This is a genomic window from Cellulosimicrobium sp. PMB13 (assembly GCF_051294865.1).
Lineage (GTDB): Bacteria > Actinomycetota > Actinomycetes > Actinomycetales > Cellulomonadaceae > Cellulosimicrobium.
The window spans coordinates 4,200,221-4,219,791 of sequence record NZ_CP145910.1; the positions used below are offsets into that span (position 1 = coordinate 4,200,221).

General features: G+C 74.5%; 20 protein-coding genes. 9 read left to right on the forward strand and 11 right to left on the reverse strand.

What is annotated here, in order from left to right; genetic code table 11:
• Positions 1-40: 40 nt before the first annotated feature.
• Positions 41-448, forward strand: a complete 408-nt coding sequence (locus V5D56_RS18690; RefSeq protein ID WP_435736764.1) for a RidA family protein — start codon at positions 41-43, stop codon at positions 446-448.
• Positions 449-575: 127 nt separating this feature from the next.
• The gene (locus tag V5D56_RS18695) at positions 576-1,790 is read left to right on the forward strand and encodes an AAA family ATPase (protein ID WP_435736765.1); all 1,215 of its coding nucleotides are present in this window, start codon (positions 576-578) and stop codon (positions 1,788-1,790) included.
• Positions 1,791-1,818: 28 nt separating this feature from the next.
• On the opposite strand, the gene V5D56_RS18700 is transcribed toward V5D56_RS18695, so the two are convergent.
• The 3 genes from V5D56_RS18700 to V5D56_RS18710 are packed head-to-tail and all read right to left on the reverse strand — an operon-like array spanning position 1,819 to position 4,404.
• Positions 1,819-3,018, reverse strand: a complete 1,200-nt coding sequence (locus V5D56_RS18700) for a glycerate kinase (protein ID WP_435736766.1) — start codon at positions 3,016-3,018, stop codon at positions 1,819-1,821.
• A gap of 9 nt (positions 3,019-3,027) precedes the next feature.
• Positions 3,028-3,591, reverse strand: a complete 564-nt coding sequence (locus tag V5D56_RS18705) for a MarR family winged helix-turn-helix transcriptional regulator (protein WP_435736767.1) — start codon at positions 3,589-3,591, stop codon at positions 3,028-3,030.
• Positions 3,592-3,642: 51 nt separating this feature from the next.
• A complete protein-coding gene (locus tag V5D56_RS18710; protein ID WP_435736768.1) occupies positions 3,643-4,404 on the reverse strand; it encodes an isoprenyl transferase in 762 nt (253 codons plus the stop codon).
• Between the two features lie 283 nt (positions 4,405-4,687).
• Between V5D56_RS18710 and trhA the strand changes: the two genes are divergently transcribed.
• Positions 4,688-5,470, forward strand: coding sequence for a PAQR family membrane homeostasis protein TrhA (trhA, locus tag V5D56_RS18715; protein WP_435736769.1), 783 nt, complete (start codon positions 4,688-4,690; stop codon positions 5,468-5,470).
• 285 nt (positions 5,471-5,755) lie between these two features.
• On the opposite strand, the gene V5D56_RS18720 is transcribed toward trhA, so the two are convergent.
• The 3 genes from V5D56_RS18720 to mca are packed head-to-tail and all read right to left on the reverse strand — an operon-like array spanning position 5,756 to position 7,973.
• Entirely contained in the window at positions 5,756-6,562 is an 807-nt protein-coding gene (locus V5D56_RS18720) for a carbon-nitrogen hydrolase family protein (RefSeq protein WP_435736770.1), read from the reverse strand.
• Between the two features lie 2 nt (positions 6,563-6,564).
• A complete protein-coding gene (locus V5D56_RS18725; RefSeq protein ID WP_435736771.1) occupies positions 6,565-7,029 on the reverse strand; it encodes a hypothetical protein in 465 nt (154 codons plus the stop codon).
• Positions 7,026-7,973, reverse strand: coding sequence for a mycothiol conjugate amidase Mca (gene mca, locus V5D56_RS18730; RefSeq protein ID WP_435736772.1), 948 nt, complete (start codon positions 7,971-7,973; stop codon positions 7,026-7,028). Before mca ends, V5D56_RS18725 begins: the two co-directional genes overlap by 4 nt.
• 227 nt (positions 7,974-8,200) lie before the next feature.
• On the opposite strand from mca, the gene V5D56_RS18735 reads away from it, so the two are divergent.
• Together V5D56_RS18735 and greA are read left to right on the forward strand one after the other, a co-directional pair.
• On the forward strand, positions 8,201-8,635 hold the full coding sequence (locus V5D56_RS18735; RefSeq protein WP_435736773.1) for a DUF4307 domain-containing protein: 435 nt from the start codon (positions 8,201-8,203) through the stop codon (positions 8,633-8,635).
• 348 nt (positions 8,636-8,983) lie between these two features.
• Positions 8,984-9,466, forward strand: coding sequence for a transcription elongation factor GreA (greA, locus tag V5D56_RS18740; protein WP_435736774.1), 483 nt, complete (start codon positions 8,984-8,986; stop codon positions 9,464-9,466).
• Between the two features lie 194 nt (positions 9,467-9,660).
• Here greA and ilvA read toward each other — a convergent pair whose 3' ends face one another.
• The 3 genes from ilvA to V5D56_RS18755 form a co-directional block, all read right to left on the reverse strand.
• The gene (gene ilvA / locus V5D56_RS18745) at positions 9,661-10,932 is read right to left on the reverse strand and encodes a threonine ammonia-lyase (RefSeq protein WP_435736775.1); all 1,272 of its coding nucleotides are present in this window, start codon (positions 10,930-10,932) and stop codon (positions 9,661-9,663) included.
• Positions 10,929-12,233 carry an AI-2E family transporter gene (locus tag V5D56_RS18750; RefSeq protein ID WP_435736776.1) on the reverse strand — a complete coding sequence of 435 codons (1,305 nt, stop codon included), beginning with the start codon at positions 12,231-12,233 and terminating at the stop codon, positions 10,929-10,931. The genes ilvA and V5D56_RS18750 overlap by 4 nt, the downstream gene beginning before the upstream one ends.
• Before the next feature lie 238 nt (positions 12,234-12,471).
• The gene (locus V5D56_RS18755; protein WP_435736777.1) at positions 12,472-13,725 is read right to left on the reverse strand and encodes a cystathionine gamma-synthase; all 1,254 of its coding nucleotides are present in this window, start codon (positions 13,723-13,725) and stop codon (positions 12,472-12,474) included.
• Between the two features lie 147 nt (positions 13,726-13,872).
• Between V5D56_RS18755 and V5D56_RS18760 the strand changes: the two genes are divergently transcribed.
• From V5D56_RS18760 to V5D56_RS18770, 3 genes are all read left to right on the forward strand, one after another.
• Entirely contained in the window at positions 13,873-14,667 is a 795-nt protein-coding gene (locus tag V5D56_RS18760) for an SDR family NAD(P)-dependent oxidoreductase (protein ID WP_435736778.1), read from the forward strand.
• Between the two features lie 134 nt (positions 14,668-14,801).
• Positions 14,802-15,476: a peptide-methionine (S)-S-oxide reductase MsrA gene (gene msrA / locus V5D56_RS18765; protein WP_435736779.1), complete on the forward strand. Its 675-nt coding sequence runs from the start codon at positions 14,802-14,804 to the stop codon at positions 15,474-15,476.
• A gap of 184 nt (positions 15,477-15,660) precedes the next feature.
• Positions 15,661-16,500 (forward strand): aldo/keto reductase, encoded by an 840-nt coding sequence (locus V5D56_RS18770; RefSeq protein WP_435736780.1) that lies wholly within the window; start codon positions 15,661-15,663, stop codon positions 16,498-16,500.
• Between the two features lie 55 nt (positions 16,501-16,555).
• On the opposite strand, the gene V5D56_RS18775 is transcribed toward V5D56_RS18770, so the two are convergent.
• Entirely contained in the window at positions 16,556-17,845 is a 1,290-nt protein-coding gene (locus tag V5D56_RS18775; RefSeq protein ID WP_435736781.1) for an acyltransferase family protein, read from the reverse strand.
• 62 nt (positions 17,846-17,907) lie between these two features.
• On the opposite strand from V5D56_RS18775, the gene V5D56_RS18780 reads away from it, so the two are divergent.
• Positions 17,908-18,735, forward strand: a complete 828-nt coding sequence (locus V5D56_RS18780; protein ID WP_435739080.1) for a CPBP family glutamic-type intramembrane protease — start codon at positions 17,908-17,910, stop codon at positions 18,733-18,735.
• A 24-nt stretch (positions 18,736-18,759) separates the two neighbouring features.
• Here the strand turns inward: V5D56_RS18780 and V5D56_RS18785 are convergent, their stop codons facing one another.
• Positions 18,760-19,566, reverse strand: a complete 807-nt coding sequence (locus V5D56_RS18785) for a phosphatase PAP2 family protein (RefSeq protein WP_435736782.1) — start codon at positions 19,564-19,566, stop codon at positions 18,760-18,762.
• Positions 19,567-19,571: the final 5 nt, after the last annotated feature.

Genomic DNA, 19,571 nt, shown 5'->3' on the forward strand with positions numbered 1-19,571 from the left:
ACGACACACGCCCGACAGCCACGACCTCCGGAGGACCCGCATGAGCACCCCGAAGACCGCCGTCTCGACCCCCCACGCCCCCGCGCCGGCCCACACGTTCCACCAGGGCGTGCGCAAGGGCCCGTTCGTCCAGGTGTCGGGCCAGGGCCCGGTGGACCCCGCGACGAACGAGTACCTGCACCCGGGCGACGTCGCGGCCCAGACGACGCGCACGCTCGAGAACGTCCGGGCGATCGTGGAGGCGGCGGGCGCGACGTTCGACGACGTCGTCATGCTGCGCGTCTACCTCACGAAGCGCGAGGACTTCCCCGTCATGAACGAGGCGTACGGCGCGTTCGTCTCCGCGCACACCACGAACGGCGTGCTGCCGAGCCGGACCACGGTCTTCACGGGCCTGCCGCGCGAGGAGATGCTCGTCGAGATCGACGCCTTCGCGATCACCGACTGACGCCTCTCCCCGTTGAGTGCTGGGTATTTGTCGTCCCAGGACCCGTGTGACGACAAATACCCAGCACTCAGCGGGAGGCATGGTGGGTGGGGCGGCCTAGGGTCGTGCGCATGAGCGGAGCAGCGGCATGATCAGGACCGTCGCCGTCGAGGGGTACCGCTCGCTGCGGCACGTCGTGCTGCCGCTCGGGCGGGTCACCGTCGTCACGGGGGCGAACGGGACGGGCAAGTCGAACCTCTACCGATCGCTGCGCCTGCTCGCCGAGGGCGCGCTCGACGGCGCCGTCGGGGCGCTCGCGCGCGAGGGCGGACTGCGTTCGACGCTGTGGGCCGGACCCGAGCACGGCGCCCGCGCCACGCGCGACGGCGACCTGACGGGCAGGCTGCGCACCGGTCCGGTCGCGGTGCGGCTGGGCTTCGCCGGCGGCGCTGACGCGGACCTGGGCTACGCCGTCGACCTCGGGCTCCCGCAGGACGGCGGGTCGGCGTTCGCGCTCGACCCCGAGATCAAGGTCGAGGCCGTCTGGTCCGGCCCGACGCTGCGCCCGGCGACCCTCCAGGCAGAACGACGCGGGCCGGCGGTCCGGCTCCGGGACGACGACGGCGCGTGGGTCACGTCGCCCGCGCGCCTGCGGACGTTCGACAGCATGCTCACCGAGCACGTCGACCCCGTGGGGGCGCCGGAGGTCGTCGCCGTGCGCGAGACGCTGCGGTCGTGGCGCTTCTACGACCAGTTCCGCACCGACCCCCTCGCCCCCGCGCGCGCCGTCCAGGTCGGCACGCGCACGCCCGTCCTCGCGCACGACGGCGCTGACCTCGCCGCCGCGCTCGAGACCATCCGCGACCTCGGCCGGGCCGACGAGCTCGACGCCGCGGTCTCGGGCGCGTTCCCCGGGGCCCGGGTCGAGGTCCGCGCCGACGACGGCCGGTTCGAGCTCGCGTTCCACCAGCGCGGCCTCCTGCGCCCGCTCGGCGGGGCCGAGCTCTCCGACGGCACGCTGCGCTACCTGCTGTGGGTCGCCGCCCTGCTCAGCCCGCGGCCGCCCGCGCTGCTCGTCCTCAACGAGCCGGAGACGAGCCTGCACCCCGAGCTCCTGCCCGCCCTCGGTGCTCTCGTCCACTCCGCGGCGCGGGACACGCAGGTCGTCGTGGTGACCCACTCGGCGACGCTCGTCGACGCGCTCCGCCGCGCCACGGCGTCGGGCACCACGTCGGGCACCACCGGCCTGGCCGGCGCGGACGACCTCCAGGAGGTCGCGCTGGAGAAGGCCGCGGGCGAGACGGTCGTCGCGGGCCGTGAGGGGCTGCTCGACCAGCCGGCGTGGCACTGGCCGAAGCGCTGACCGCCACCGCTCGCGCTGCGGCCGTGCGTCAGCCGCGCGCGGCCAGCACGAGGCTCGTCACCGTCGCGGCGAGGTCCGTGAGCCGCGACGCCGTGCGGTCGAGCAGGTCGTCGAGCGCGATGGGGCCCGGCGCGATGCTGAACGCCGCGGAGATCCCGGCGGCCCTCGTCTGGTCGGCGGGCAGCAGCACGCGCCCGGCGAGCACGACGACGGGCGGTCGCCCGGGCGCCTCCGCGGCGAGCGCGCCGATCGCGTCGGCGACCTTCCCGTGGACGGACTGCGAGTCGAAGGACCCCTCCCCGGTCACGACGAGGTCCGCCTGGCCGATCTCCTCGGGCAGCCCGATCGCCTCGGCGACGAGCCGCGCGCCGGGCTCGAGCTCCGCGCCCACCACCGCCACCAGACCGGCGGGCACGCCCCCGGCCGCCCCGGCGCCGGGGAGCTCCCCGACCGACGCGCCGGTCTCCCGGGAGAGCACACCCTCCCAGCGGCGCAACGCGTCGTCGAGGAACGTGACGTCGGCGTCCTTCGCACCCTTCTGCGGGCCGAACACGTGGGCGGCCCCCCGCTCCCCGTGCAGCGGGTTCGTCACGTCCACCGCGAGCCGCCACCGCACCGCCCGCGCCCGCGGGTGCAGGCCGGCGAGGTCGAGGCGCGCGACCTGGGCGAGCCCTTCGCCGCCGTCTGGCACCTGCTCTCCCGAGGCGTCGAGGAGGCGCGCGCCGAGGCCCGTGAGGATCCCCGCGCCGCCGTCGGTCGAGGCCGACCCGCCGAGGCACAGGATCACTTCCTCGACCCCCGCGTCGAGCACCGCCGCGGCCGCGGCGCCCGTGCCGAGCGTGTGCGCGTGCAACGGCTGGAGCGCGACGTCGCTGACCTGCGGCAACCCGCTCGCCTCCGCGAGCTCGACGACGCCGACACGGCCGTCGGCCGAGACGCCGTAGCGCGCGGTGCGCGGCCGGCCGATCGCGTCGACCGTGGGGACCTCGCGCGCAGCGACGCCCCACACGGCGAGCAGGGTGTCGAGCGTGCCCTCGCCGCCGTCGGCCATCGGCAGCTCGACGACGTGCGCGTCGGGAACGACGGTACGGACCCCCGTCGCGACGGCGTGCGCGACGTCGATCGCGCTCAGGCTGCCCTTGAACGAGTCGGGCGCGACGACGACGCGCAGCGGGCTCTCCCCGCGCGCGGCGGGACGGACGGTTTCGGTGCTCGGCGCTGAGGACACGCCGCGATCCTATGCGGGCGGTACGGCCGGGGCCGGGTCGGCGGGGCCCACGTCCGCCGTGTTTCCCGCCACACCCCCTCCCCCGCGCTCCGGCCCCGGAGCGACCGGCGCGATGTGCGCCTGCGCCGCGCGGAGCCGTTCGAGCAGGGCGCCGAGGGTCTCGAGCTCGTCGTCGTCCAGCGCTCCGCCGACGTAGGTCGCGATCGCGCGCGCATGGGCGCGGCCGATCGCCCGCTGCCGCTCGGCGCCGAGCGGCGTGAGCCGCACGAGCGTGCCGCGCGCGTCGCCGGGGTCGGCCGAGCGGTCCACGAGGCCTCGGCGCTCGAGCCGCTCGACCATGCGGCTGAGCGACGGCTGGCTGAGGAGGATGAGCGCGTTGAGGTCGCGCAGCCGCATCCCGTCGGGCGGCCCCTTCGTGAGCGAGAAGAGCACGTCGTACTCGCGCATCGTCAGGTCGTCCCAGACGGGGTCCGACTGGAGGCGACGCATGAGCGCGACCTGGGCGCGGAACAGCGACTCCCACGTCTCGACGGCGAGGCGTGCACTGCCCACGTCCCGGGCGGACTCGCTCATGACACCTCCGGTCGATGCGTACGCATCGACCCTACCGGGAGGGGCGCGGGCTCACCGGCCGAGCCGTCGCTCCCGCTGGGAGTAGGAGCGCAGGGCGCGCAGGTAGTCGACGCGTCGGAAGTCGGGCCAGTACGCCTCGCAGAAGTAGAACTCCGAGTGCGCGCTCTGCCACAGGAGGAACCCACCGAGGCGCTGCTCGCCCGACGTGCGGATGACGAGCTCCGGGTCCGGCTGCCCCTTGGTGTACAGGTGCTCCTCGATGTGCTCGACGTCGAGGTTCTCCGCGAGGTCCTCGAGCCGCGCCCCGGCGTCGGCCTGCTCGCGCAGGTACGAGCGCACGGCGTCGGCGATCTCGTGCCGCCCGCCGTAGCCGATGGCGACGTTGACCTGGAGCCCGTCCACCGCGGCGGTCCGCTGCTGGGCCTCGCGCAGCGCCGCCGCGAGCCGCTCGGGCAGGAGGTCGAGCCGGCCCATGACGCGCAGGCGCCACCGACCGGACTGCGCGAGGTCGCGCACGGCGTCCTCGATGATGTCGAGGAGCGCCGACAGCTCCTCCTGCGAGCGCGAGAGGTTGTCCGTGGAGAGCATCCACAGCGTGACGACCTCGATGCCGAGGTCCTCGCTCCACCCCAGGAACTCGTCGATCTTGTCCGCACCGCGGCGGTGGCCCGTGGCCGCCGTCTCGCCGAACGAGCGGGCCCAGCGCCGGTTGCCGTCGAGGATGACGCCCACGTGACGCGGGAACCCCTCGCGTGAGAGCGACGCGGCCAGCCGACGCTCGTAGAGTCCGTAGACGGGATGGGGCAGTCGCACGACGGTTCCTCGGCGGTGGGCTCGGTGGGTGGTCTGGTCATGGTCGGCAGCAGGGCGGCACGTGGCGCGCCGGCCCGGCCGACCGGACTGCCACACGGTACTCCTCGGCGCGCCGGGCCCACGGCCGTCGGGTCTCGGGCGACAGCCCCCTGCCCAGGATCTTCACACCGGCGGACGCACCCCCGGGCATCAACCTACGCTTGCGTAACTTACGATGGCGTAGGTCTGCGGCGAGCACGTCCGCACCACCCGACCGACCGCTGACCCACACCCTGGAGGACCGGTGGCACGAGCGACGTCCGACCGCGACCCCGCACCCCGCTCCGGCGCGCACCCGCCTCGCGGCGCGCAGCCCGACGACACGACCACGGGCCCCCTGGAGGACGCGCGCGACGCCGTGACCGACGCCGTCGCGCAGGTCGCCGAGGCGGTCAAGCCCCGGCTGCGCGGCTGGATCCACGCCGGGACCTTCCCGCTCGCCCTCGTCGCCAGCATCGTGCTCGTCGCCATCGCGCCACCCGTCGCGGGCAAGGTGTCGTGCGCGATCTTCGGGCTCTCCGCGTGCCTGCTGTTCGGGACGAGCGCCGTCTACCACCGCGGGACCTGGTCACCACGCGTCGCCGGCATCCTGCGCCGCGCCGACCACTCCAACATCTTCCTCATCATCGCGGGCACGTACACACCGCTCGCCGTCCTCCTCCTGCCCCAGCGCACGGCCACGATCCTCCTGGCCATCGTGTGGAGCGGGGCGCTCCTCGGCCTCCTCGCCCGGATCCTGTGGCTCGACGCGCCCCGCTGGGTCTACGTCCCGATCTACGTCGCGCTCGGCTGGGTCGCCGTCGGCTACATGCCGCAGTTCTGGACCACCACGAACGGGCCCGCGATCGTCTGGCTCGTCGCCATCGGAGGCCTCGCCTACACCCTGGGCGCCGTCGTCTACGGCATCAAGAAGCCGAACCCCAGCCCGCGCTGGTTCGGGTTCCACGAGATCTTCCACGTACTCACCGTCGTCGGGTTCGGGTGCCACTACGCGGCGATCATGCTGGCGGCGCTCGCCGCGCGCTGAACCCGGTCGCGCTGAACCCGGTCGCGGCGTGCGGTTCCGTGGTCGGTCGTGGCGCGGGTTCGGGGTGGTGCCTCCCGAGGGGCGGCGGCGGGTCCACCATCCGCCCGCTCGTTCCTCGCGGGCTCCCGCCAGACCCACCACGACCCGCCGCCGCCCCTCGTCCGGCACCACCCCTCGTCGTGCATCGCACCCTGGGGCACGGGGCGCGCGCCCGGTGGCCCTCGTCGGGCCCGTCCCGGCCAGCCAAGGGCGGCTCAGGGCGTCAGGGGCGGTGGGCTCGGGGTGTCAGGGGCGCGGGACGACGGCGTAGCGGCGGTTCGCGAGGGAGGGGTTGCGCTCGCGCACGGCGGCGAGGGCGGCCGGGTCGAGGTCGGCGCTGCGCAGCTCGGCCTGGTCGCCCAGCTCGAGGCCGACCTGGCCGTCGGGGCCGACCAGGAGAGAGCGGCCCGTCACGCCCTTGCCTGCCTGACCGACCGCGAGCACGACGGCCGTGTTCTCGATCGCGCGGGCCCGCGCGAGCGTGCGCCAGTGGTCGGCCTTGAGCGGGCCTGCGGCCCACGCGGCCGGGACGACGAGCACGTCCGCGCCCGCGTCGACGAGGCGACGCGCGCTCTCGGGGAACCGCAGGTCATAGCACGTCATGACGCCGAAGGCGAGGCCCCCGAGGCGCAGCACGAGCGGCTCCGCTGACGGGTCGCCCGCCTCGAGCCGGTCGGACTCGCGGTGGCCGAACGCGTCGTACAGGTGGACCTTGCGGTACACGCCAGCGAGCTCGCCCTGCGCGTCGACCGCGACGACGGCGTTGACGGCCTTCCCCGGAGCGGCCGCGGGCAGGAGCGTCCCGGCGACCACCGCCACGCCGTGCTCGCGCGCGAGGCGTCGCAGGCCCGTGACGAACGGTCCGTCGAGCGGCTCTGCGTGCTCGGGCCCCGTCCCGCCCGGGTCGAACGCCGCGGCGTACTCGGGCAGGACGAGCAGGTCGGCGTGGACGCGCGCGGCCTCGCGGAACGCCGAGCGCACCGCGAGGAGGTTCGCCGCGTGGTCGGTCGACACCTCGATCTGGCCGAGGGTGACGCGCGCGCCGTCGGTCACCGTCAGACGTCCCGCCGCGGCGTGCCCGACGTCGCGTCGTCGCCCGGAGCGCGCCCGTCACCGGGTGCGCCGCCGGGCGCGGACCCGGTGCCAGGTCCGGGACCGCCGTCGTCCGGCGTGGTGCCGCCGGACGCACCCGTGGCCGGGCCGTCGGGACCGATGCCCTGCACCTCCGCGTTGTGCCGCATGCGGCGGAGCTGCCGCGAGAGCGCGAAGAACAGCCCGACCGCGGCGAGCGCGACGGCGAAGATCGCGAGGAACCCCGCGAGCCCGGGCGACACGTCGGTGGGCTCGAGGTCCTCGCGCAGCGGGTCGTCGGACGGGCTCGGGGTCGCCGTCTCGGCGACGACCTCCGCCGCCCACCCGGGGCCACCCGCACCGGCGTGCGCACCGGCACCCGGCACGCTCAGGCCGAGAGAACCGGCGTCGAGAACCTCCACGTGGAGGGTCCCGGTCGCCGCGCTCATGCCGCGCTCCCCGACGTGCCGACGTGCTCGCGCACGCCCGCGAACAGGTCGTCCTCGGGAAGGTTCACCGGAACGCGCGACTCGGCGAGCTCGTACTCCTCGAACGGCCACACGTCGACCTCGAGGTCGCGCGGGATCGCGAAGAAGAAGCCGTCCGGGTCGATCTGCGACGCGTGCGCGATGAGCGCGGCGTCGCGCTGCGCGTAGTAGCGCGCGACGGGCACGCGCGTCGTGACCTGGCGCTCCGGGATCTCGCGCGCCGACCGGGACTCGACCCAGTCGCCGAACGGCGACTCGAGGCCCGCGCCCTGCATCGCCTCGTGCAGCGTCCGGATCCGGTTCATCGAGAAGTCGTGGTTGTAGTACAGCTTGAGGGGTGCCCACGGCGCCGCGCCGCCCTCGCGGCGGTAGCGGTCGGGGTCTCCCGCCGCGTGGAAGGCCTCGAACGCGACCCGGTGGCACATCACGTGGTCGGGGTGGGGGTAGCCGCCCGACGGGTCGTACGTCGTCATGACGTGCGGGCGGAACTCGCGCACCAGCTCGACGAGCGGCGCGGCTGCCTCCTCGAGCGGCACGAGCCCGAAGCACCCCTCCGGCAGGGGCGGGAGCGGGTCGCCCTCGGGCAGCCCGGAGTCCACGAAGCCGAGCCACTGCTGGCGGACGCCGAGCGCCCGCGCCGCCGCCGCCATCTCCTCGCGCCGCAGCGCCCGCATCCCCTCGACGTCCGCGGGGCCCGTCCCGAAGCTCGGGTTGAGGATGTCGCCGCGCTCACCGCCCGTGCACGTGGCGACGAGCACGTCGACGCCCTCCGCCGCGTAGCGGGCCGTCGTCGCGGCGCCCTTGCTCGACTCGTCGTCCGGGTGCGCGTGCACGGCGAGGAGCCGCAACGGCTCCTGCTCGCCGTGGTCGCGGCGGGGCGTCGGTCCGGCCGTGGGATCGGCCACTGGTCCTCCCGGGATACCTCGTGCGTCTCCCGCAGACGCGCGACGTCGCGCGCCACGGCCGGGTCCCGGCCGTGCCACGGCACCCGCCGGGCTCTGCGAAGATGGTCGAGGACCATGATCCCCCACCCCGCCCACCGCCACGAACCACCCGGCGGCCGCGGCCCGGCCGTCAGCAGGACGACCGCGACGGCAGCGGACGGGCGGGCCACCGAACCAGGACACGCGACGTGACGAACGAGACCACCGCCCCCCAGCCCGCTCCCGGCACGCCCGCGCGGCCGCCCGCGGGACGGTACGGGCCGGAGCCGACGGAGCGACGACGACGCCTCGCGATCGCGGCGATCGCCGCGCTCGCCGTCGTGGGGCTCGCGATCGTCGTCGCCATCGGGGTCCGGTTCGCGAGCCAGCCGGTCCGGCACAAGCTCGTCGGGTTCGACGTCGTGAGCTCCGAGCGCGTCGACGTGACGTTCGAGGTCTCCATGGAGCCCGGCACGACCGCGGTGTGCACCGTCGACGCGCTCGCGGAGAGCCACGCGCAGGTGGGCGCCCTCGACGTGACGGTCGGCCCGGTGGACTCCCTCGAGTCGCGGTGGACCGTGAGCGTCGCCACGTCCGAGCTCGCGACGACGGGCGTCGTCGAGTCGTGCCGGGTCGTGGACTGACCCGAGGCACCCGGTTCCCTCGGACCCGTGTCGCCGGTCCGGGGCGGGCGCCCGGACCGCCGGTCCGGAGGTCGTGACCTCGTCGGCGTCGGACCGTGGGTGCCCTTTGCTATCCTGAGGGATTCCTGCGCAGGACTGCGCCCGGACGAGCCGTGCCCGTCGAGACCGACGCGACGGCCGCCGTCGGGCACCGGAGCACCGCGCGGAAGACCAGCCACATGCGCTGCCACCCGGGCAGCGTCACCGACCCGGGCAGGCAGGCGCACCGCGAGAGCTCGCGCCTCGGCTGCCCGTATCTGCACGGCCGCCCAGTTGCGGCCGTCGACCATGGAAAGGAAGGAGCGAACCGTGACCAACACCACCGTCACCTGGCTGACCCAGGAGGCGCACGACAGGCTGCAGGCCGAGCTCGCCCACCTGTCCGGCGAGGGCCGCACCGAGATCGCCGAGCGCATCGCCGCCGCGCGCGACGAGGGCGACCTCAAGGAGAACGGCGGCTACCACGCCGCGCGCGAGGAGCAGGCCAAGAACGAGGCCCGCATCCGCGAGCTCACCGAGAAGCTGCGCAACGTCCAGATCGGCACGCCGCCGGACGACGGCAAGGTCGAGCCCGGCATGGTCGTGACGGCCGAGGTCGCGGGCGACGAGATGACGTTCCTCCTCGGATCGCGCGAGATCGCGGGGACCACGGACCTCGACGTGTACTCGCCGACGTCGCCGCTCGGCGCCGCGATCGACGGCAAGTCGATCGGTGACTCGACGAGCTACACCGCACCCAACGGCAACGAGATCGCGGTGAAGATCACCGGCGCGAAGCCGTTCGAGGGCTGACGACCTCCCACGACGTCACGGGATCGCCACGACGGCCCGGTACCCCGCTCGGGTGCCGGGCCGTCGTCATACCTCGGCCGCGCAGTACGCCCCCGAGATGCGGCTCGTGTCGCTCGCGCCGTGCGTCGTGACGCCGTCCTGGCCGCGGTCGTGAACCGCTGGCGGCTCTCGCCGGGCGCGCGAGATGCCACGGCTCAGGCGGGCGACGTCCGCTCCGCCCGCTCGACGCGGTAGCCCTCGGCCCGCAGGCGAGAGACGAGCTCGTCGCAGTGTTCCGGCCCCTTCGTCTCGACCTGCATGCGCACCCACGCCTCGCCGATCGCGAGCCCGACGTCGGTCCGGTCGTGGTCGATGTGCATGACGTTCCCGCGCAGCGCGGAGACGACCTCGAGCAGCCCGGCGAGCGCGCCGGGCCGGTCGTCGAGGAGCACCTGGAGCTGGATGTACCGGCCCGCCGCGGCGAGGCCGTGGCGCACGACGCGCAGCAGGACGAGCGGGTCGACGTTCCCGCCGGAGAGCACGACGACGACAGGCCCTTCGAGCGGCGCGGCCGCCGCGGACGGGTCGGCGACGTCGAGCGCGCGCGACGCCGCGAGCAGCGCCGCCACGCCCGCCGCCCCGGCCGGCTCGACCAGGAGCTTCGCGCGCTCGGCCACCATGAGCAGCGAGCGGGAGATCTCCTCCTCGGTGACGGTGCGCACCTCGACGCCGTGACGGGCGAGGATCTCGAAGGGGACGACGCCCGGCGTGCCGACGGCGATGCCGTCCGCCATGGTCGTCGCGACGCGTGACGTCGTGGGCTCACCCGCTGCCAGGGACGCCGGGTAGGCCGCTGCACGGGCCGCCTGCACGCCGACGACGCGCACGTGCGGGGCGGCCTCGGCGAGCGTCGCCGCGATCCCCGCCACGAGCCCTCCGCCGCCGAGGGGCGCGACGACGGTCCGCACGTCGGGCACCTGCTCGAGGATCTCGAGCGCGATCGTCCCCTGGCCGGCGACGACGTCGGGGTGGTCGAACGGGTGGATGAGCACCGCGCCCGTGCGCTCCGCCTCGGCCCGCGCCGCGGCGAGCGTCGCGTCGACGTCCTCTCCCACGAGCCGGACCTCGGCCCCGTACTGCCGTGTCGCCGCGACCTTCGGCAGCGCGGCGTCGACCGGCATGTACACCACGGCGCGGATGCCCAGCAGCCCCGCGGCGAACGCGACGCCCTGCGCGTGGTTGCCCGCGCTCGCGGCGACGACGCCGCGTGCCTTCTCGTCCGCGGTCAGGCGCGCCATGCGCACGTACGCGCCGCGCACCTTGAACGACCCGGCGCGCTGCAGGTTCTCGCACTTGAGCAGCACGCGGACACCGGCCGCCTCGCTGATGGCGCGCGAGGTCTGGACAGGAGTCACCGTCGCGACGCCGTCGAGCAGGCGTGCCGCGTCCCGGACGCCGTCGAGCGTGACGTGGACCGGACCGCTCATGCGGGCGCGCCACCCGCGTCGTCGGTGCTCGTGACGGGCGAGTCCTCGTCCGTCCGGCGGTCCTCGTGCCGGCCCCCCGCCCGACGGCGGTCGGGCTCGCCCAGGTCGGCCTCGGCGCGCGCGATCACGGGCGGCTGCGGGCTCCCCCGCACGACGACGCGGTCGTCGGTCCCGAGCTCGGGGAACTTGTCGTGCCCGTGCAGGTAGAGGACCACGGTGTTGAGGACGGCGGCGATCGGCACCGCGAACAGCGCGCCGACGATGCCGGCCGCGAAGCTGCCCGCCGCGACGACGAGCAGCACCGCGACGGGGTGCAGCGAGACCGCGTGGCCCATGAGGAACGGCTGGAGGATGTGGCCCTCGATCTGCTGCACGAGCAGGACGATCGCGAGCATGATCAAGGCCTGCGGCCAGCCCTGCGCGACGAGGACGACCAGGACCGCGATCGAGCCCGTGACGATGGCACCGACGATCGGGATGAACGAGCCGACGAACACGAGGATCGCCAGCGGCAGCGCGAGGGACGGCACGAAGAACGCCGCCCCGATGCCGATGCCGACGGCGTCGACCGCGGCGACGAGGATCTGCGTGCGCGTGTAGGCGGACAGCGTGACGATGCCGCGCCGTCCCGCCTGGTGCACGCTGTCCCGCGCGCGCAGCGGGAGCAGGCCGACCGCCCACGACCAGATCGTGCGGCCGTCGAGCAGGAAGAAGAACGTGCAGAACAGCGCGATGAGCGCGCCGGCCAGCACGTGGCCCACCGTCGTCGCGGCGCCCAGGGCGCCGGAGACGATGCTGCTCTGGTTCTCGGAGAGCGCCGACTGCGCCTGGTCGAGGTAGGAGTTGAGCGTCACGGAGTCGAGCTTCAGCGGGCCGTCGGCGAGCCACGCGGTGAACTGCTGGAAGCCCTCGACCGCCTGGTCGCGCAGCTCCTGGAACCCGCTGACGATCTGCTGCCCGGCGAGCGTCACGAGCCCCGCGACGACGAGCAGGAGCCCGAGGAGCGCGACCCCGGACGCGAGCCCGCGCGACATGCCGAGCCGCCGCTGGCAGAACCGCTGCACGGGCGTGAGCAGCACCGTGAGCAGGAGCGCGACGGCGATCGGCACGACGATCACCTTGAGCTGCGTGATCACCCACAGGCTCGCCGCGACGAGCGCGCCGATGAGCAGCAGCCGCCAGGACCAGGCCGCGGCCGAGCGGACGGAACCCGGGACGGCATCCGCGCCGACGGGGCCGGGCGGAAGGGGCGCCGGGTCGGGTCCGGCCGGACGGTCGTGCTGGTCGGTCTGCGCGCTCACAGCGCAACACTAGGTGAGCGCTCCGCCCGATGCCGTCGACCGCACCGCGCGTCGCCACGATCTCCACCAGCGAGGGGAATCCCGCCGAGGTAGAGCCCTGGTCCGCGAGGTAGAGCCCTGGTCCGCGAGGTAGAGCCCTGGTCATCCGACCATGGCTCTACCTCGGCGACCAGGGCTCTGTCTCGGCAGCCCGGGCTCCCGCTCGACGGTGCGGGTGCGGGGCGGGCGGCGGTACGGGTCAGGACAGCGCGCGGTCGAGGTCGGCGATCAGGTCCTCGACGTCCTCGATGCCGACGGAGAGGCGGACGAGGTCGTCCGGCACCTCGAGGGCCGTGCCGGCGACGGAGCCGTGCGTCATGCGCCCCGGGTGCTCGACGAGCGACTCGACGCCGCCCAGCGACTCGGCGAGCGTGAACACCTGCGTGCGCCCGCACACGTCGAGCGCCTTCGCCTCGCTGCCCACGCGGAACGACACCATGCCGCCGAACCCGCTCATCTGGCGCGCCGCGACCTCGTGGCCCAGGTGCGACGCGAGGCCCGGGTAGATCACCTGCGTCACGGCGGGGTGCTGCTCGAGGAACGCCGCGACGGCCGCGGCGTTGGCCTGGTGCCGGTCCATGCGCACCGCGAGCGTCTTGAGCCCGCGCAGCGTGAGCCACGCGTCGAACGGTCCCGCGACGGCTCCCGAGGCGTTCTGGTGGAAGCCCACCGCGCCCGCGACGTCGGTCCCGCCCGCCGGCGACACGAGGCCGCCCGGGAGCTGCGCGCCGACGGCGACGACGAGCGCTCCCCCGACCACGTCCGAGTGCCCCCCGACGTACTTGGTCGTCGAGTGCACGACGACGTCCGCGCCGAGCGCGAGCGGCTGCTGCAGGTACGGCGTCGCGAACGTGTTGTCCACGACGAGCAGCGCGCCGGCCTCGTGCGCGATCTCCGCGAGCGCAGCGATGTCCGAGATCCCGAGCAGCGGGTTCGTCGGCGTCTCGACCCACACGACCTTCGTCGCCCCCGGCCGCACGGCGGCACGCACCGCGTCGAGGTTCGCGAGGTCCGTGAGGTCGACAGGGGTGTGCTCGATCCCCCACGGGCCGAACACCCGGTGGACGAGCCGGTACGTGCCGCCGTACGCGTCGTTCGGGAACACGACGTGGTCCCCCGGGCGCAGCACGGCGCGCAGGAGCGTGTCCTCCGCGGCCAGCCCGGACGCGAAGGCGAACCCGCGCGCGGCGGGCGACCCGTCCGCCGTCGGGCCCAGACCTCCGGACTCCGCGGCCGCGAGCGCTTCCTCGAGCGCCGTGCGCGTCGGGTTGGCGGAGCGCGAGTACTCGTAGCCGCCCCGCAGGCCGCCGACGCCGTCCTGCTTGTAGGTGGACACCTGATGGATGGGCGGGACGACGGCGCCCGTCGTCGGGTCCGGGTCCTGGCCCGCGTGGATGGCGCGGGTGGAGAAGCCGGTCGTGGTCCAGTCGGGGTGCTCGGTCGGGGTGCTCACCGTCCCAGACTACGGTCGTCGCCCAGGGGCGGCCCCGCGGTGGCCGCGGCCCGCGGTGGCGCGGCCCGACGGCGCGCGGCACGGTGGGAGCACCAGGGCACCGACCGGTCGCGACCGGTGGTGCCCGCGACGTGGACGGAGGCACGGATGAGGATCGACCTCGACGGCAGGACGGCGCTCGTCACCGGCTCGGCGCAGGGCATCGGGCTGGCCATCGCCCGGACGCTCGCGGGGTGCGGCGCGAGCGTCGTGGTGAACGGGCGGTCGCCGGAGACGTCGGAGCGCGCCGCGGACGACGTGCGCGAGCACGTGCCCGGCGCGCACGTGCTGGGCGTCGCGGCGGACCTCGCGACCGACGAGGGCACCGCGGCGATGCTCGAGGCGGTGCCGCGCGTCGACGTGCTCGTGAACAACCTCGGCATCTTCGAGAGCGCAGACCCGCTGGAGATCGACGACGCCACGTGGCGCCGCTTCCTCGAGGTGAACGTCCTAACAGGCGTGCGCCTCACGCGCGCCTACCTGCCCGGGATGATGGACCGCGGCTGGGGTCGCGTGCAGTTCATCGGGAGCGACTCCGCGGTGGCGATCCCGGCGGAGATGATCCACTACGGCGTGACGAAGACGGCGCTGCTCGGCGTCTCGCGCGGGTTCGCCAAGGCGGCCGCGGGCACGGGCGTGACGGTGAACAGCGTGCTCGCCGGGCCGACGCACACGGGCGGGGTCGAGACCTTCGCCCGGAGTCTCGTCGGGGACGACCTGCCCTGGGACGAGGCGCAGCGCGTCTTCATGCGCGAGCACCGGCCGAGCTCCCTGCTGCAGCGGCTTATCGAGCCCGAGGAGATCGCGCACATGGTCGCGTACCTGGCGTCGCCGCTCGCGTCCGCGACGACGGGCGCGGCCGTCCGCGTGGACGGCGGGTACATCGACGCGATCGTCCCGTGAGACGCCCGGCGGAGTGCTCAGGGCGCGCCGCCGGGGCCGGAACACTCTCCGGCCGCGCCGCGTTCTACCCCGTGCCAGGACGATGCGTCGTGGGCCAGCGCCCCGGTCGTCCCGGTCTTTTCAGGAGGTAAGCGATGAACTCGATCTTCGACGCGATCTTCGGCTCGTCCGGCAAGACGACGATGGTCGCCCCGGAGGAGACGCTCCCCGGGCGTCAGTCCCCCGTCCTGCAGACGCCGCGCCCGCACACCGTGCTCGGGACGTCGATCACCGGCCCCTGGCCCGAGGGCACACGCGTGCTCTACCTCGCGATGGGCTGCTTCTGGGGTGCCGAGGAGATCTACTGGCAGGTGCCGGGCGTGGTGAGCACCGCCGTCGGGTACATGGGCGGCACGACGCCGAACCCCACCTACGAGGAGGCGTGCAGCGCCCGCACGGGCCACACCGAGACGGCGCTCGTGGCGTACGACCCGGCGAAGGTCTCCGAGGAGGAGCTCCTCAAGATCTTCTGGGAGCGCCACGACCCGACGCAGGGCTACCGCCAGGGCAACGACGTCGGCACCCAGTACCGGTCGGCCGTGTACTGGACGACGCCCGAGCAGGAGGCCGCGGTTCGCGGGACGGCCGAGCGCTACGGGAAGGTCCTCGAGGCGAAGGGCTACGACCCGATCACGACCGAGATGCGCCCCGCGTCCGAGGCGGGCCCGTTCTACTACGCCGAGGACTACCACCAGCAGTACCTCGATAAGAACCCGAACGGCTACCGCTGCCACGCGACCACCGGGGTCCCGTTCCCCGACGCCGCGTAGTCGATGCCGCGCGGTCACCCAGACCTGAGAAGCCGCTCCGGATCCGTACGGATCCGGAGCGGTTTCTCACTTCTCGACAGCGTGACCGTCGTGCGCAGGGCCGGTCAGCGCCCACGACGGCGGCGCGCGGTTGAGACCTGCCGAGCGGATGCCGGCTGTCCGGAGCCGTGACTAGATGGAGGGCATGACCTCCCTCCCCCCACTCACGTCCCAGGACGGCACCACGATCCCCGCGATCGGCTTCGGCACGTACTCGCTGCGGGGGGCGGGCGGCGCGGAGACGGTGGTGCGGGCGATCGAGGCGGGATACCGGCTGATCGACTCGGCGTTCAGCTACGAGAACGAGGGTGCGGTAGGCGCCGCCGTGCGGCAGTCGTCGGTGCCGCGCGACGAGGTGCTCGTGACGTCGAAGCTGCCCGGGCGGTACCACGCCTACGACGACGCCGTCCGTGCCGTCGAGGAGTCGCTGTTCCGCACGGGTCTGGACCAGCTCGACCTCTACCTGGTCCACTGGCCGAACCCGCGGTCCGGGCGCTACGTCGAGGCCTACGAGGCACTCGTCGCGTGCCGCGAGCGCGGGCTGGTCCGTCACGTCGGGGTGTCCAACTTCCTGCCCGACCACCTGGACACGGTCATCGCGGCGACGGGCGTGACACCCGTCGTGAACCAGGTGGAGCTGCACCCCTACTTCCCGCAGGCGAACCAGCGCCACGCGGACGCGGAGCGCGGCGTCGTCACACAGGCGTGGAGCCCGCTCGCCCGGGCGGGCGAGCTCCTCACCGACCCGGTCGTCCTCGCCGTCGCCGCGGCCCACGGGGTCTCTCCGGTGCAGGCGGTCCTGCGCTGGCACGTGCAGCTGGGCGTCGTGCCGATCCCCAAGGCGTCGTCGCCCGAGCGGCAGCGCGAGAACCTCGACGTCTTCTCCTTCGAGCTGTCGACGCACGAGATGAACGCGCTCACGGGTCTCGCGCGCGTCGACGGGCGCACCAACGGCCAGGACCCGGCGGCCTACGAGGAGCTCTGAGCCGAGCCGTTCGAGGCAGCACGGTCGATCCGCCGCTGCTCCGCGACCGGACCGCTCAGGCCCGCATGCCGAAGAGCACGCGCGTGACGCGCGTGCGGCGCACGGCCAGGTCGTACACGACCAGCAGCAGGCCGAGGGACACCGCGACGATCACGCCGAGCTTCACGACCGCGGGTGCCTGCCACCCGACCACGGGATACGCGACGGCGACGACGATCGGCTGGTGGAGCACGTAGAGCGGGAGGACGGCCGCGCCGAGGTACGCCCCGGCCCGACGCCGCCAGCCGGCCCCCGCGGCCGGGTCGCCCTCGCCCACCGGTGCCATCGGCGCCGTAGGTGCCGCCGGTGCCGCGGGTCCCAGCTTCTCCGGCTGCTCCAGGCCCCGAGCGAGGCGCCGGCGTGTCCCCCACCGGTCGAGCAGGCCGAGGATCGCGAGGACCCAGCACCACCCCGCGAGACCGTAGAGCGCGCGGAAGAGGACGGCCGGCCGGCCCGGCGCGGTGAACGCCGCGATCTCGTCCGCAGGTCCGAGGAACAGCGCCATCCCCAGAGCGAAGACGCCGAGGCCGACCAGCCCGGCGAGCCCCGCGTCGCGGCGCACGGCGGCGCGGAAGCGCTCGTCCGACGAGATCGCGAACCCGGCGAGGAAGAAGACGAGGTACGCCCAGCGGCTCCACGCGGCGAACCCCTCCTCGAGCTCGTGCACCGCACACACCGCGGCGACGAGCACGCCCGGGACGAGCACCGCGCCCCGGCGTCGCGACGCCCGGGCGAGCCGTTCGCGCGTGCGGCGCGCGACGTCGTCGGGCACGAGGCGCACGACGGCCGCGAGCGTGAACGACCACGTGAGCAGCAGGACGACGAACCACAGGTGTCCCGTCTCGAAGTGCTCGCCGTCGAGGAGGAACGGGACGTCGCCGGGCTCGAACCGCACGGCGAAGAAGTGCGGCCAGTAGGCGAGGTAGCTCTCGGCGAGCACCGGGTCCGCGTCCGGGTCCGCGCGCAGCCGCAGCCACTGCGGCACGGGGACCAGCAGGACGAGCGCCACGAGCAGCGGCACGCCGAGGCGCAGGAGGCGCTCGCGCGCGAACGCTCCCGGGGTGCGGCTGCGCAGCGAGTACCACGCACCGGCCCCCGCGACGGCGAAGAGCAGCGGCATCGCCCACACGACGACGGGCGCGGCCAGGTACGTCGTCACGCTCGTCGTGTCGTCGTTCTTCACGTAGAAGTCGTCGGAGGCGTCGAACACGAGCGCCGCGTGGAAGAGCACCAGGCCCACCACGACGAGGGCGCGCACCGCGTCGAGCTCGCCGCGCCGGACCGGGCGTCGCTCCACACGTCGCATCATGGCACCGTGTGCACGTGACGTCCTCCCCCGGCCCCGGCCCGTCCACCAGCAGCGCTGCCGTGCCCGACGCCGCCCTGCCGCCCTGGGCCGTCGGCTCACCCGCGCGGCTGCTCGCCGCCGCGCTCGTGTCGCTGTCCGCGGTGCTGCTCTTCGCGGTCCACGTGCGCCCGCTCGGCTACGTCCCGCTCGTGCTGGGCGTCGCGCTGGGCTGGGCGGTCGACCGCGTGCTCGGGCGCGACCTCGCGCTGATCGGCGTGGGTCTGGCGATCATCTCGGCGATCTCGCTCGAGGCGGACCTGTCGGACGCGGGCATGGCGCGGTTCACCGTCGCGCTGTCGCTGGCCGTGCTCGTGCCGTGGGCGCTGTCGCGGTTCGCGTTCCACGACCGGACGATCACCTTCCCGGTCGCGACCGGGCGCCGCTGGTCGCGCGGCCAGATCGTGTACCTCGCGGTGGTCGTCGTGGCCGGCTACCTCATCCTGCCGTTCTACTTCATCGGCTCGGGGGCCTACCGGAACTGGCCGGAGGTGACGGGCGGGGCCGAGATCGCGCGGTTGTTCGTCGGCGTGAACGCCGTCGGGATCTGGGACGAGCTGTTCTTCATCTGCGTCGTCTTCGCCCTCCTGCGCAAGCACTTCGGGCTGTGGACGGCGAACCTGCTCCAGGCGGCGGTGTTCGTCTCGTTCCTCTGGGAGCTCGGCTACCGCGAGTGGGGCCCGCTCCTGACCATCCCCTTCGCGCTCGTGCAGGGCTGGATCTTCTCCTGGAGCAAGTCGTTCACGTACGTCGTCGCCGTGCACCTCCTGTTCGACCTCGTGGTGTTCGCCGTGCTCGTGCACGCCCACCACCCCGAGCTGTTCGACGTGTTCGTCACCGCGCCCCGCTGAGGACCCGCGCTCGGCGGCCGGTGCTCACCAGGGGCGCGCGACGAGCAGGCGCCGGACGCCGCTGACCCGGCACGCCGCGTGCACGGCGGCCGTCGCCGGGCCTCCCAGCACGAGCGTCGTCGCGACCACGACGGCCACGCCGACCGCGGCGCCCGCGACGACGTCGTGCGGGAAGTGCGCGCCCTGGGCGACGCGCGCCACGCCCACGGACACCGCGAGGACGACCGGCAGCACGACCCACACCACGACGTCGACCGGTCGCGCGACGACCGCGTGGCGTGGCGTCCGCCCGCCGAGGGAGCGCACGGCCGGTGCCCCCGCGACGACGACCGCCGCGGCGAGCGCGAACGCGATCGCCGTGTGGTTGCTGGGGAACGACCAGTCCCCCGGCGCCGGGCAGTGCGCGACCTCGACGAGCTCCCAGCACCCGCGCGGCTGCCGCACCACGGACTTCACGAGCTCGCTCGCCCCGTAGGCGAGGACGGCGCCCACGCCTGCCGTGAGCGTCGTCGCCACGGCGGCGTGACCGTCGTGCCGCGAGCGCAGGAGCACGACGCCGCACAGCGCGAGGAGCACGAGCACGCCGCCCTCCGCGACGAGGCCCGTCCACGGCAGGTCGCCCGTCCGGGCGGTCAGCGCGACGTACAGGGCCTCGCTCGGGCCGCGCAGCAGGAGTGCCACCACCACGACGAGCGCCGCACCACCCAGCCACGCCAGGGCCCGGGGGGCGACGTGCTGCGGGCCGGGGGCGCCGGCGTCGGGCGGTGTGTCGTCCGGGTGCAGGACACGGTCGAGGACGGACGCGGGACGGGACGAGTCGGGCGGGATCACCGGTC

Coding starts and splice junctions, on each gene's coding strand:
- V5D56_RS18690 (WP_435736764.1), top strand. CDS start 41: ATGAGCACCCCGAAGACCGCCGTCTCGACCCCCCACGCCCCCGCGCCG.
- V5D56_RS18695 (WP_435736765.1), top strand. CDS start 576: ATGATCAGGACCGTCGCCGTCGAGGGGTACCGCTCGCTGCGGCACGTC.
- V5D56_RS18705 (WP_435736767.1), bottom strand. CDS start 3,591: ATGAGCGAGTCCGCCCGGGACGTGGGCAGTGCACGCCTCGCCGTCGAG.
- V5D56_RS18725 (WP_435736771.1), bottom strand. CDS start 7,029: ATGAGCGCGGCGACCGGGACCCTCCACGTGGAGGTTCTCGACGCCGGT.
- ilvA (WP_435736775.1), bottom strand. CDS start 10,932: ATGAGCGGTCCGGTCCACGTCACGCTCGACGGCGTCCGGGACGCGGCA.
- V5D56_RS18760 (WP_435736778.1), top strand. CDS start 13,873: ATGAGGATCGACCTCGACGGCAGGACGGCGCTCGTCACCGGCTCGGCG.
- msrA (WP_435736779.1), top strand. CDS start 14,802: ATGAACTCGATCTTCGACGCGATCTTCGGCTCGTCCGGCAAGACGACG.
- V5D56_RS18770 (WP_435736780.1), top strand. CDS start 15,661: ATGACCTCCCTCCCCCCACTCACGTCCCAGGACGGCACCACGATCCCC.
- V5D56_RS18775 (WP_435736781.1), bottom strand. CDS start 17,845: ATGCGACGTGTGGAGCGACGCCCGGTCCGGCGCGGCGAGCTCGACGCG.